The organism is Larkinella ripae, assembly GCF_054780775.1.
This window is the reverse complement of record NZ_BAAGVR010000030.1, coordinates 267,539-281,549: the sequence shown is the minus strand read 5'-3', so window position 1 is coordinate 281,549 and position 14,011 is coordinate 267,539. Positions and strand designations below refer to the sequence as shown.

Below are 14,011 nucleotides of genomic sequence, written 5' to 3'. Positions count from 1 at the left end.
TAACTGGAAACCGGCCCGAATGATTATAAATCCGATGATAAGGGATATTGCCGGACTATTCCGCTAAGTTGAACCGGACCTGAACCCCGCCCGCCGTGGTGGCCCGACGGAACGAGTTGGATACCAGCGGATCGTTAAAGGTGCGATCAAAGTAAACCTGCACGTTCAACCGGCGGCTGACCACGTAACTCACCTGGGGCCGCAACTGGAAGTTGACGTTCCCGGCGGTGATAATCTGCTCGCCCACGCCATTTTCATTCTGCCCCGGCGTGTTCGAATCGTCAAACTTCCGCTGCACCGTGCGCGTATCGCGGAACGTCAGGTTGCAGTTGAACGTCAGGTCGTTTTTCAGTCGCCGGTAGGCACCGTTGATTTTAAACGGTACCCGGAAATTGGATTTTGTGAACCCGAATCGGAATGTAATGTCCTTGTTGCTCAGCTCGGCCACCTGGGCGTTGGAAAGGTTCAGCGCAACGCTGCGGTCCTGGTTGTATTCGAGTCCTCCGCTGATTTTGCTCTGCGTCCGGAACGTCACCCCCAGCAGGGGCGCAAACCGCTCGGTCATCGTAATGGTGCTCATGACAAAGATCGGCACGAACTGCAAATCCTCGTTGTAACGCGACGCCAGCGGATACCCCATCACCGCCAGATTCACGTAAGCCGCTTCGTAGTCGAGCGAGGAGGTGAAGTTCCCCACGCTGTACGTCGAGTTGTAACTGTGCGTCAGCGTAAACGCGCTGAATAGCTTCTGAAACGGTTTCAGTTGCGACAACCCGTTGTAATCGACGCGCCAGTTGGGCAACGGAAACCGCAGGAAGGGATTGAATTTTACCGTGTTGGGATCTTTGCCGCTGTAAGCCGCGAAGAAAGCCGGAATCAAGACATCCTGCGACGTGAGGTTGTACTCCCCCCCGGAACCGGACGCCGGATTGTTCCGAATCAGTCGGTCCAGAATGATCTTGCGGTATTCGGCAAACCGGTCGAAAATGGGCGATGAGTTGTCGCGGTTGAGCTTGGTAAATGCCGTCTTGAACGACAAAAATGACATACTGAACTGGCCGTTCCGGTAGGGGCTCAGGCTCGTAAAGGCACCCCCGACGGAATCGGGCCGGTACGTCTCCTGGTAGCTGTCCTGCCGGGTCAGACGCGCTTCGACCGTAATCCGGAAATCCTTGAACGGTTCGAGCGTCGTGCGGGCGTCGAACTTCCTGGCGAGGGATTGCGTAAACGGCTGGTTCTGAACCGTGCTGCGCGACAGCCAGCCCCGTTCGGCGGCCGTGCGGTGAATGTTCCGGTCCTGGCTGCCAAAGATAAAGGGCAGACCCGGCGCGTTTTCGCGCGAATTTCCGAAAAACCGGGGGGTCGGCAGAAAACCGGGCAGCAGCGTGGTTTCTTCCACGACGTAGTTGAAATTGATACCCCGAACCGTCAGCAGGGTTCGCACAAAACTCTTCAGCACCCGGCTTTCCGTCCGCTGGATTTCCTCAATGTCACCGGGGTTCCGCGTGAAATTTTTCCGGGGCACGGAAGGCGTGTTCGCAAACCGCAGGGACTTGATTTTATTGTACAACCGGATTAAATCCACCCGGCCCTGCAAACCCCATTCGCGCCGGTTCTGGATGGTGTTCCCAAACAGCGTGCCGAGCGTATCCGTAATTCCGAACGAATTGGCCTGGAACTGGTAGCGAATGTTGTACGTCATGTCGGCGGCAATCCAGTCGAGCAGCGGAATTTTGTCGAGCGGCAGCCGGTAAGTGGTCCGGATGTTCTGTTCAAAGTTTTTCGTGCGGCCAAACCGCTTGGCGTTGGCCCAAACCGAGTCGACCTTAGCCTGTGTGTTCAGGTCACCGGCGGGTTCGTCGATGATGGCATTGGTCCGGGCGTTGTAGGTTAGAATCAGGTTGCGGGTCAGGTTCCACTGCACGTCGTAAAACCGGTTGAACCAGAAGTATTTCTCAAACTGCGGCACCATGCCATCGGTAGTCAGCTCGGAATTCCGAAGCTGGGTTTTGATGAAGCTCCGGTCCAGTTCGCTCCGGAAGGCCACCTGCGTCGGCAGCAGGGTCAGGTTAAAATCACGGAGCCAGCGCAAATAGGGCCGTTCTAGGGCTTCAAACCGCTTGAAAGGCTCGAACGCTTTGGGCTGCGCGCTGTACACGTAGGCCACACTGCCCCGCGTCTGCTTCTGCACAAACTGCTCGGTCAGGATGTTGGTCCGGGTCGCTTCGTTGAACGCGTACGTAAACGCCAGGTTCTCGACGTCGTAAAAATGGCTTTTCGCGTTCGGATTGGTTTTCACTTTGCGGAAATTCGACAAGTTGAAACCGCGCCGAACCGAGCGGTCTTCCACCAGCCGCCGGTAGCGTTCCCGGGCGGCTTCGTTCTCCAGCGTCGAAAGCGTGGTTTCCAGGGGCGTATCCGGATCGAGCGGATTGAAGTGCGGCTGAATCAGGCGCTGGTCGTAGTTGACGTACAGCGGAATGCGCAATCCCCATTTTTCGGGCAGCAATTTATCGACCGCAATCTGCGACTGGATGCCGTATTCGGTGGAGGTTTCGCGCGAGCGTTCGGCAATCCGCTGCTGCACCCCACCGAAGCCAAAGGTCGTCATCTTGCCCGAAGCCGTCACGGTGGCCACGTCCGCCAACTTGGCATTGAGCACCCCAACAGCCGCGCGCCCGGCGGTCTGGTCGAACCCGTTGGCCCGCAGTTCATTCACCCAGATGGTAAAGCTTTTGGATCGTTCGTCGGGCGACTTGGGGTTTCGCACCCCGATCATGATGATCTGGACGGCGCTCAAATCCGGGTTTCCGACCACGGTGAGTTTGTAGCGGCCGTCAAGGCTGTTCATCGTAAACGGCTGGGCATACGAGCGGGTATACTGGCGGTTTTTCTCGGCCTTCAGATTAATCAGTTCGTCAAGCGCAATGTCGAGTTCGTTCGCAACCGGCCACACCAAGTCGTCGGGCTGGCTACCTTCGGGCGTTGCCACCAGATTGGGCACTTCAATTTCGTAGTAGTTATCCGTAAAATCCGTTCCGAACCGAATGAAGGCCGATACCTGACCGCTTTCGTTTTCTTCGTTGTGCATGTGGATAAACATCCGCAACCGCTCCCGGAACAACAGATCCTGGCTGGTGTTCTTGAAAGCCGCCCGCGAATCGCCGTCGCGCAGGTTGGTCACGCTCAGGCTCATCGACTGCTCGTTCAGTTCCACCTGGTTGATCTGCGTAAAATCACGGTCGCGCTGAAAACCGGGTGGCACGCGGTACACGTATTTATTATTCCCTGGCGCACTGTTTTCCTCCACGTTTACGGCGGCCACTTTAAACTGCGCGTCATAAGGTTCGGGCACTTCCTGCAAACCGCGCGCCGACAGATCGCCGGTGTATTTCCGGTATTGGTTGGAAGTCATCTGCAACTGCGCAAACCGCAGCACTACCGGTTCTTCAAACTCCGTCAGGTACATCCGGGCAAACCGCATCGACTTGAAGCCGTTGATGTTGCCCACTTTCTTCGGATTGTCGCGCACCGGCACCCGGAACAGGTACCAGGTAACGGTCCGGCCCGAGCGCGATACCACATCCACTTTATCGACAACATAGCCCCGACCAACTGCCAACTGACCCGGTTTCAGATCGACCTCATATTCGTAATAGGCCTCGTTGTCGTTGATGGTGTTGTCGGTGTTGAGGTCTTCAATGTCGGGCAACGTCGTCGATGCGGGTGTCACCACCTGGTTGCGATCCTGCAATTCGGGGGAGTTGTTTTCCATCCCCATGTACTGCTTGTAGCGGCTGACAATGTGCCGGACCGAATCGGCCCGTTGCCCGTAATAGAAAATAAAGTCGTCGTTGGCGGGGTCACTCAACAGCCGTTCGCGGGCCGCCGTATTCAAACGGGGCGAAACCTGATCGATGTAGTTTTTGAAGTAGGTATTCTCATCCCGGTTGCTCAGACCGTCCAGACCAATGTCCTGCTGCGCGCGCGTCACGTTGTCAAACGCCTGGGTTACAAACTGCGAGCGCGTCACCCGGCCCCAGACCGTCGAATCGGGCGAAAGGCCGTTCGGCACCGCCAGTCCATTCTCAAAACCGTACCGGCTGTCCTTGATCACATCCTCCGAAACGTCGCCCAGGTTGAACACCAGTTTCCCGCCGGTGCGGTTTGCTTTGTTTTCAAAACCGTCATGAACCACGGCGTAAGACGAGTCGGCCGCACCCAGGAAGGGATCCATCAGCCAGAATTCAAGGTTCTCGATGTTGGAATTATCAAAATCGGCATCCGACGAAATCGCCCGCATCACCGAGCCAAAGTTTTTCTTCGGATCACCGGTCAGCCGTCCGTCCGCGTCGAGGTTCGGATTGAAGTTATACATCCCGCGCTCTTTCGGGAAATACGCCACGTCCAGAATGTTTTCCGGCAGGTTGACCAGCCGTTGCGAACGGCCTTTGAACAGTTCATTCGACAGGAAGAACTGTTCGTACACGTTCTTTAAATTTTCGTCGGTCAGGTTGCTGGGCGGCACCCGGTTATTGGCAATCGTCGTAGCCGTACTGAACGTATTGTCGACCGTATAGACCGAAATGCGGGCCCGGTTGTAGGCGTAGGACAGCGGTTCGGCAAAGCTACCCTGCGGAAATGCCCGCTCCGGCGTCGTTGGCGTCGACCCCAGCCGCCAGCGGGTCGGTTGGCGGGTCAGGTCGTAAATCGTCCGGGCGGCTTCAAAATCGTCGATGAAGGCGTTGTTGTTGACCCGTGGAGCTACCCCCGGAAACAACTGGGCGACTTCTCCCTGAAAGGCAATGTTCGACAATTCCTTTGTCTGAATGAGCGGCAAACCGTCGAGCAGCTTGGTCAAAAACCGGGAGTCCTTCCGAATCGTGGCATCGAATCCCAGAATGGTGTTGTTCACCGGTTCGTTGCCAATGGCCACGCGCGTCAGAAAACCGGCCGGCGTTTCGCGCATGTTCATGGCCGTCATCCCCAGATTCACCTCCGGACTCAGTTTGTAGTCCAGCCGCGTTCCGACCAGGCGCCGGATCTGGTTCTGGAACAGATCGGGTCGTTCATACCGCACTTTAATCTCCTGCCCCGAATTAATCAGGCTTTCGTTTAAAAACCGCACCCGGCCAATCTGCGATTCCACCACAAAATCGACGCCCGGCGTCAGCGGCACTCCACCCGCCGTTACCTGCACCGATTTCTCATCCACGCCGTACGGCAAGGCCACATCGACGCCCGTCGACGACTGAAAACTTCCTTTCAGAAAAAACTTGTTCTTACCGGCCACCTGCTGCGCGTCGACCAGTGTGGTGCGGTACAATTCGTTGAAAACGTACTTGGCGCGCAGGGCCTCCTCCCCCGCTACGAACTGCTTTTCCAGGAACGACCCAAACGGCTCCAGAACCGGAAAAATAACCCGGCCGTAGCGGCTGTCCACCGTCACGTTCTCCACAAAATCGAAGTTTCCGTCGGGCTGCGGATCGAGCTGGGCGTTGACCTGGTCCATGTTGAACACCTGCACCAGCGGGTGGTTTTGCAGATTCCGCCCTTCCTGCAGATTCGGGTTGTCGATCCCGGTTAAATCGTCTTTATACACCACCCGCAGCTGGAAATTCTGCTTGTTGATCTGCGTTGTATTGAGTGAATAAATGTTCTTCATCATCAGGTTCCACATCGGCAACTGGGTGTTGTTGCGGATCGTCGATGACTTCAACAGCTTCAGAATCAGCACTTCATTATCCTGGCGGTTTTGGTAATCTTCCGTCAGTTCACCGACCTGATACTTGCGGCCCTGGTAGGTATACTCAAACGAAACGGCCAGCACTTCGTCGTTGCGCAGGGGCGTTACGAGCGAGATGTAGCCCAGTTCCGGCTGAAATTTAAATTCGGTTTCGGTCAGGCGTTTGGCTCCGCGCAGCAGCTCATAATCAATCCCTTTGCCAAAACCGAAGGTGCCATCCAGAATGGCGCTCACCTGATCGACCTGCCGGATGCCGGTATTGGTTCTCAGCCGGTTAAACAACCCGTTTCCGGTCAGGTTATCGGCCGGAGCGCCCGCATTGGCGTTGATGGGCTGCAAGTTCGGGTTGGTGCGGTTATAGGGCTGCGTTTCGGCCAGATCCGCAAAACCGACAATGTTTCGCAGGGTAGTTGTCGTATTCGTCCGATTGGTTACGTATACCTCTAAACGCGTCACAATAACCCCCGACATAATCTGGGGCAAGCGTTTCAACGAACGCTCGTAATTGTCCCGGAAAAAATTCGACAGGAAGAAGTGCCGGTTTTCGTCGTAGGTATCGACCCGAATCTCGTACGGCCGCTGCATCGATCCGCCTTTGAGGGTGATTTCTTCCTGTTTCGAACGCTGCTGCGACGCCACGAGGGTGGCGTATAATTTTCCAAAACGCAGCTGGGTTTTCACCCCGAACAGGTTTTGAACGCCCGGAATCAACTGGCTGCTGAGCGGCCAACTGATGTTACCGGCTTCGAGGCCCTGAATGATGCTCGGGTCCTGCGGCTGAAACTGCGGGATGGTGGACGGCACCATGCTGTTCGCCGTCGGCAAGCTGCCGGGCAGGCCACCGGCGGTGGGTAAACCGTTCGTCAGGCCGTTGGCGCTGGGTAAGGCCGGAATGGGCGGGCGGTAATTCAGTTTCAGGACATTCTCGAAATTGAAACTGGATTTGGTGTCGTAATTGGCCGTTACACCCAGCCGTTCGCCGATCTTCCCGTTGAAATTGATGTTAATTTGCTCATTGAAGATAAAATTCCCGTTTCGTCGCTGCAAAACCGGGATGATCGGGTTGTCGATGAACTGGTAGAGGTACCCAAAATCCAGCATCACAAAACCGTTCGGCTTGAAATCCACCAGATTCCCGCCAAACAAGCGGTCAAAAACCGGCGGCAGTTCCAGTTTCGGGAGGAGCCCACGCCCGCTGACGGCGCTTTTGCCATCGCTTCGGGCGCTGTATTCCCGCCATAAACCGCGTTGTGCCCGCTGGTTCTGGAAGCGGTTGTACGCGTCATACGACATGGTTTCGGCCGGCCGGTAGGGCAACCCAGCCGCTGGCCGGGCGGGCGACGATGGCACGACCGGGGAAACGCTTGGGCTCGTGGTTGCGGCCGGTGTCGAAGTACTGCCTGATGCCGGGGCCGGGGCGGTTTGTAGTGCGCCAATCTGCTCACTGACCGCGATCTGGCCGGGGCCGTCAAGCTGGACATTGGTCGAAACCGCCCGGGGGTCGCGGAGTAAAAAAGGAGATTTAGGTAACGTAACGGAAAAAGGACTCACATACCGGTCCCGCCAGCGAATAATCGGCCGGCGATCGGCGGTACGGGTGGCCCGAATGCTGTCCTGCCGGACGCGCGCAATCGAATCCGCCTGCGACACCGCACGCCGACGGGCGGGAGTTTGGGCCCCCACCGGTTTCATCCAGACCGGCCCCACCATTAACGCACACAACACAACCAGCCAGGGCCTAATTCGGCCATTCACCAACCCTTGCCGGGTTAGCCGGTGGCACTCAACACATTCCAAGAGAAGCACGTATATTTGATTCGGTGGAATAGGTAGTTTTCTTAAAAAAGAGTCTATCTCTACAAGCAAACGGCGAAAACCTTGCCAATATTTTAGTTATGAATCAAGAGTTAGGTGTAAAGCGTTAAATAGTCGGCAACTACCCATAAATAACCCATTGCTGATAACGCTTAACTATTTGAGAGCCAGTCGAATAAGTTGCTCCACGCTCAATTCTTCGCCTTCCCGTTTTAAGATGGTATCCAGGCTTTTTTCCGCAACGGGTTTCGGAATACCGAGGGTAACCAGAGCCGCCAGGGCCTCATCGCGAACCGGATTAGCAGACATTCGATACGTTGGAGAATCGGCCTGCGCCAGAATACCGGCTTTTTTCATCTTGTCGCGTAATTCCAGAATGACCCGTTGAGCGGTTTTACTCCCAATGCCTTTGATGCCTTGAATGGCCCGGATGTTTTCCATCAGAATGGCCTGGCGAAGTTCGACGGGAGTGAGCGTCGAGAGCATGGTGAGGGCGGTGTTGGGACCAATGCCCGACACTCCGATTAAATCCAGGAAGAGCGTCTTTTCGTCGAGATCAGCAAAACCGTACAGGGTCTGGGCATCCTCGCGAATGTGCTGGTACGTGTAGAGTTTGTAGGGCTCCCCCAGGTTCGGCAAAACCGTCGACGTATACAGGGAAACATGAATTTCGTAGCCCACCCCGTTGGCTTCTAGAATAACCAGCGTAGGGTCTTTTTGGGTGACTTTCCCGGAAATATAAGCAATCATATCTAGCTTTTTCAACCCGTTTGCGGGCGGGCCATAACCAGACCAATATACGAAAGAATGATGAGTGATGCGGTATGAATTATGCGTGGGCTGACGCATTCTCCTTCTGCAATGCCTCTGAACTCAAAACGCATACCTCATCATTCTCAACGCCCTACTAGCCGACAATCAGGCGCTGGCCGAGCTTGAGCGAGTCTCCTTTGATTTTGTTAAGTTTCTTGAGTTGATCGACTGTCAGATCGCTGTAGCGCTGTGAGATGTTCCAGAGCGTGTCGCCTTCCTGTACGCGGTGGTACTTGGGTTTGTACGTTTTTGTCGGCTTTTCTTTCTCGGCCTTAGCCGGCGCTTTGCCCAGGTGAGCGATGCGGGTCGATGTTTCGGGCAGGGCGGGTTCGCGCAGGATCACCAGTTTCTGACCCCGCTGAATGCGGTTGGACCGCAGGCGGTTCCATTTTTTCAGGTCATACACTTCCACATGGTGTTTCTCGGCAATGCTCGACAACGCTTCCCCTTTTTTGACAATGTACACCGTCTTTTTCGGTTTTCGTCGAACCACCTCTTCCACGTCTTCGTCGTCGGCGGTGATCGGACTAGCCGCGACAACCGGCTGGGATTCGCGGACCTGCTCTTCATTGGCGTCGGTAAACGGGAAATAATCCCGCTTCCGGGACGAATCCGACCGGTAATTCACACTCTCCGTTGACGCCAGCAGCATGTTGGTCGAAATCACAGGACTCCGACCCGATGAGTCCAGAATGGAACGCCGGTTAGCCGCAAAGTAGTCGAAATGCGCTTTAGGCACCCGCAGCACAAAACCGCGCGTCTGGTCCGACAACACACCGGACCTAATCGACGGATTCATTTTCTGGATTTCGGACAGCGGCACTCCGCTGTACTGGCAAAACCGGGCGATGGACAGATAGCCGTTAACGTGAATTGTGTCGCAGGGAATGGGGTATTCGGGACTTTCGGCGTAAATACCGTGGTCGTTTCCGTAGTTCATCATGTAGGTCAGTGCGATGAACTGCGGCACATACGCCCGGGTTTCTTTGGGCAGGAAGTTGTAGATGGTCCAGAACGAATCGCCCCCGGACCGGCGCATGGCCCGTTTTACCGTACCCGGTCCGCTGTTGTAAGCAGCCAGCGCCAGGTGCCAGTCTCCAAACACGGTATAGAGTCGTTTCAGATACCGGCAGGCCGCATCGGTCGATTTAACCGGGTCCATCCGCTCGTCCACGTACTCATCCTGGTTGAGCTGGTATTCTTCGCCCGTGTAGGGCATAAACTGCCACAAACCGCCCGCTCCGACGCGCGAAATCGCCTTTGGGTCCAGTGACGACTCCACGATCGACAGGTATTTTAGCTCTTCGGGAATTTCATGCTGCGCCAACAGCCGTTCATACAAGGGGAAGAACATCGGCATCCGTTCCATTACCTTCTTTGTATAGCTCGGTTTGCGGAACGTAAAATAATCGATGAATCCGTGGACGGTTTTGTTGTAATTCAGGGGAATGGACTGCTCGAGTCGGCCCAGCCGGTCGCGCAGGACGGCTTCGGGAACCGATAAAATTTCAGGTACATCGAGCACTTCAATGGCGGCCTCCTGAACCGTATCGGCCCGGACACCGTTGGTGTCGGCCTGAAAATAAGCGCCCCAGCTACGAGGTCCACTGCTTACAAAAATAAGGATTGTACAAGCCAATCGGAGGCCGTGAAGGGTCTTCTTCAGGTTCGACATGAGCAGGTTTTTGGTTACATTTTGGTTAAATACTTCCAGAGGAATGCGCGGTGTGATGGCTAAAAATAGGACAAAAATCAGTTTTCGTCAAACTTTTACGTAAAATAGATAACAAAACCGATTGAACTGTCCGGGAAAGTCTCTAAAACAAGTGCCGAATCCGTTGCAGAAACGCCTTCATTCCGCAAGCTTTATTTTAACGATCAGCGGCCGATAAATAGTGTCTGCGGTTTTCTTCGGAACCCAGAAAATCCACCGCAGATCGCGTCCTTCCGGACTTGCCGACTGAATTTTAATTCATGGCGATGCATCGGACCAAACCGTTTCCGAAGAGGTTTCAAGCCGGTTTTTGTACCGGGCATTTAGTGAAGCACCTGCGCGTCAGGAAACAAAAAACCGTCTCTGTCCAATGTTTTCTCAGCCCATCGCAACGGCTTTCGTCAGCGACTGAGCCGTGGCCAGCAGATCCACTTCCCGGAAGGGAGCCGCCATCAACTGGAAACCGATCGGAAGGTCGGTTTCGTCCGTTCCGTTCGGGATGGAAATTGCCGGGCAACCCACGACATTGGCCTGAACCGTAAAGATATCGGCCAGGTACATTTGCAATGGATCGCTCGCTTTTTCGCCGATCCGAAATGCCGTGGTGGGCGTCACGGGCGAAGCGACCAGATCGTACCGGGCAAACAGCGCGTCGGTTTCGTCTTTGATCAACCGACGGACCTGCTGGGCTTTGGTGTAATACGCGTCGTAGTAACTCGAACTGAGGGCAAAGGTGCCGAGAATGATCCGGCGCCGGACTTCATCGCCAAAACCGTCCGTCCGGGATTTTTTGTAGAGCGATTCCAGATCCGTAGCCTCGGGGCTCCGAAAACCGTATCGAACCCCGTCGAAGCGGGAAAGATTGGAACTGGCTTCGGCCGTCGTCAGGATGTAATAGGTGGGAAGAATGTGTTTCAGCAACGGAAAATCCACCGGTTCAACCGTGTGCCCCTGTTGCCGCAAGCGTTCCAGCATTGCCTGCGTTTTTTGCCGAATCACCGGATCAACGCCTTCACTTTCGACGCCATCGCGCAGGTAACCGATTTTTAACGGCCGGTTTACCGTCAGTTCCGCGCTGTAATTCGGGACGGGGTTCTGGCTGACGGTGCTGTCGAAATCATCCGGGCCCGCCATAATTTCCAGCAGCAGTGCCGCATCTTCGACGGTATGCGTAATCGGCCCGATGCAATCAAAGGAGGAAGCGTAGGCAATCAGCCCCCAGCGCGAAACCCGGGCATACGTCGGTTTCAGGCCCACCGTACCGCAAAAGGCTGCGGGCTGGCGCACCGAGCCGCCGGTGTCCGAGCCCAACGAAGCCAGACACAAACCGGCCTGAACCGCAACCGCCGAACCACCCGACGATCCGCCCGGCACCCGGCTGGTGTCGGTTGCATTCCGCACCGGACCAAAGGCCGAATTCTCGTTGGAGGACCCCATCGCAAATTCGTCGCAATTCTGCCGTCCGATGATGATCACATCTTCGTCGAGGACGCGCTGCACGGCGGTACCTGTAAATTGCGACACAAAACCGTCCAGAATCCGGCTTCCGGCTTGCACGCCATGCCCCTTGTAGCAAAGAACGTCCTTAATACCGAGTACCATTCCGGCCAGACGGCCCGCCGTTCCGGTCTTCCATTTCGCGTCTACCTCGTCGGCCTGCTGGCGGGCTTCGTCGGCATACACTGCAACGAACGCGTTCAGATGCTGGTGGTCGGCAATTCGTTGCAGATAATGCTCGACCAACTGGCGGCAGGTGACCGCTCCGGTGGCCAGATCGCGCTGAATTTCGGAAAGGGAATCGTACGGTTTTACGGGCATCATCAAGTACGGCTGGTAGAAAAAAAGAGACAACAGAACGACCAGTTTGGCCGAGCTGTTGTCTGAATGAAATCGTGCAAATATCGAATATTGAACACTAAATAATGAATATCGAAACCGGAAAATTACTTCGAAATTCGTTATTCAAAATTCTGTATTCGCTATTAGAATCTTTTTATTTCACATTCGTATCGCGAAGTCCTTCTTCGATGTTTTCGCGAACGTCTTTGGTAGCGTCTTTAAATTCCTTGATGCCTTTACCAAGTCCTTTCATCAGATCCGGAATCCGTTTTGCGCCGAAGAACAACAGGATGACCAGACCAATCAGAAGAAGTTCGGTTCCACCAAGTGAGCCCAGGAATGCATAAATTGTGAGTAATGCCATGATAGTATGAATTATGAGTGTATGCAGAAACTCTATGACAAATGTAACGATAATTGCGATTTATTGTGCACTAAAAAAACGTTTTCACCCAATTTTAATCGCCGAGGAATGGGTGCGTTCCCAGTCCTTGAACTGGTCGATGTCGTCGGAAATTGAGCTGATCAGCCACAAAAGTAAGGCGATGTCGTCGGTGAGTCCCAGAATGGGCAGCACGTCGGGAATAAAGTCGATCGGTGAAACGAAATACACCAAAACCGCCACCGTCCGGAGCAGGGTTTTGCCGGAAATGGCCCGGTATTCTCCTTTGGCATACGCCCGAATCATGCGAACCAGAATGTTGATGTGATCCTTGGCGGCCGAGTAGCTGGCCCCAACGCCCAGGACCCGGGTTTTTTCGGCCACCCGGTGCAAAAGATCCAGCAGGCTTTTCCCACTCCGGGCGTAGCGGGATGCTTTTTGGGTCGAGCGACGAAAAAAGATTGAACTCAGAATAGCCGTTAATAATCGACGGTTTGCCATAGTTACGTTATTGTATAATATCCTTGGATAATGGACACTTACTATAACACATTTTTTATCCCAAAAGTCTTATTTATCAAAAAAAACCCGAGTTCACGGTATGAGTGTTCAACCGCTCTCCTATTTTTGTACCGTTCAAAATAATTGGTCTCAAGGAATTGCCTAGTGCCCAATTAGCAGTTGATCCAACCGCCGGCCCTTTGAAAGGAGCCACCGGCACTAACAAAAACTTTAAACCACTAACTCTATGAAAATTACCGTAGTAGGTGCCGGGGCCGTTGGCGCGACCTGTGCCGATAACATCACCCGCCGTGAATTAGCCGAGGAGGTTGTGCTCCTGGACATCAAAGAGGGGCTGAGCGAAGGCAAAGGTCTGGACATGCTTCAGGCGTCTACTTTACTGGACTGCGATGTTAAAATCACCGGTTCTTCCAATAACTACGAATTAACGGCCAATTCGGATGTTGTCGTGATCACGTCGGGGCTTCCGCGCAAACCGGGAATGACCCGCGAAGAGCTGATCGGCACCAACGCCAACATCGTGAAAGGAGTGACCGAAAACATTCTGAAATATTCACCAGATGCCATTTTCGTCATTATTTCCAACCCGATGGATACGATGACGTACCTAGCCCTGAAATCTTCCGGACTACCGAAAAACCGGATAATCGGATTGGGCGGAATTTTGGATTCGGCCCGTTTCAAGACCTATTTATCGCTGGCGTTGAAGTGTTCACCCAACGATTTACAGGGTGTGGTTATCGGTGGGCACGGCGACACCACCATGATTCCGCTGACCCGCCTGGCGACGTATTCGGGTGTTCCGGTCGGTCATTTCCTGGATGCCGAAACGCTGCAGAAAGTAGCCGCCGATACGATGGTGGGTGGTGCTACGCTGACCAAACTGATCGGCACTTCGGCCTGGTATGCACCGGGCGCGGCTGGCGCAGCCCTGGTCGAAAGCATCGTCCGGGACCAGAAACGCGTTATTCCCTGCTGCGTCTACCTGGACGGCGAATACGGTCAGTCGGATATCTGTCTGGGCGTTCCGGTCGTGATCGGGCGTACTGGCTGGGAGCGAATCGTTGATTTCGAACTCAACGGCGAGGAGCAGGCGGCTTTCAACAAATCCGCCGATGCCGTTCGAAACATGAACGACGTCCTGAAAACGCTGGACTTGTAACAAATTCCGTTTTCCATC

At 54.6% G+C, this 14,011-nt stretch carries 7 protein-coding genes; 1 reads left to right on the top strand and 6 read right to left on the bottom strand.

The window, feature by feature from the left end; all coding sequences use genetic code 11:
* Positions 1 to 55: 55 nt before the first annotated feature.
* The 6 genes from sov to ACYVHX_RS27600 all read right to left on the bottom strand — a co-directional run bounded on the left by sov (position 56) and on the right by ACYVHX_RS27600 (position 12,810).
* A complete protein-coding gene (sov, locus tag ACYVHX_RS27625; protein WP_460675074.1) occupies positions 56 to 7,456 on the bottom strand; it encodes a T9SS outer membrane translocon Sov/SprA in 7,401 nt (2,466 codons plus the stop codon).
* Positions 7,457 to 7,717: 261 nt separating this feature from the next.
* Complete coding sequence (gene ruvA, locus ACYVHX_RS27620; protein WP_460674945.1) at positions 7,718 to 8,311, bottom strand: Holliday junction branch migration protein RuvA; 594 nt, start codon at positions 8,309 to 8,311, stop codon at positions 7,718 to 7,720.
* 157 nt (positions 8,312 to 8,468) lie between these two features.
* Positions 8,469 to 10,013, bottom strand: coding sequence for a lytic transglycosylase domain-containing protein (locus tag ACYVHX_RS27615; protein ID WP_460674944.1), 1,545 nt, complete (start codon positions 10,011 to 10,013; stop codon positions 8,469 to 8,471).
* Positions 10,014 to 10,466: 453 nt separating this feature from the next.
* Positions 10,467 to 11,906: an Asp-tRNA(Asn)/Glu-tRNA(Gln) amidotransferase subunit GatA gene (gene gatA, locus ACYVHX_RS27610; protein ID WP_460675073.1), complete on the bottom strand. Its 1,440-nt coding sequence runs from the start codon at positions 11,904 to 11,906 to the stop codon at positions 10,467 to 10,469.
* 175 nt (positions 11,907 to 12,081) lie between these two features.
* Positions 12,082 to 12,291, bottom strand: a complete 210-nt coding sequence (locus ACYVHX_RS27605) for a Sec-independent protein translocase subunit TatA/TatB (protein ID WP_114408458.1) — start codon at positions 12,289 to 12,291, stop codon at positions 12,082 to 12,084.
* Between the two features lie 84 nt (positions 12,292 to 12,375).
* Positions 12,376 to 12,810, bottom strand: a complete 435-nt coding sequence (locus tag ACYVHX_RS27600) for a YkvA family protein (protein WP_460674943.1) — start codon at positions 12,808 to 12,810, stop codon at positions 12,376 to 12,378.
* 247 nt (positions 12,811 to 13,057) lie between these two features.
* Here ACYVHX_RS27600 and mdh point away from each other — a divergent pair, with 247 nt between their 5' ends.
* Positions 13,058 to 13,993 (top strand): malate dehydrogenase, encoded by a 936-nt coding sequence (gene mdh, locus ACYVHX_RS27595; protein ID WP_460674942.1) that lies wholly within the window; start codon positions 13,058 to 13,060, stop codon positions 13,991 to 13,993.
* Positions 13,994 to 14,011 lie beyond the last annotated feature (18 nt).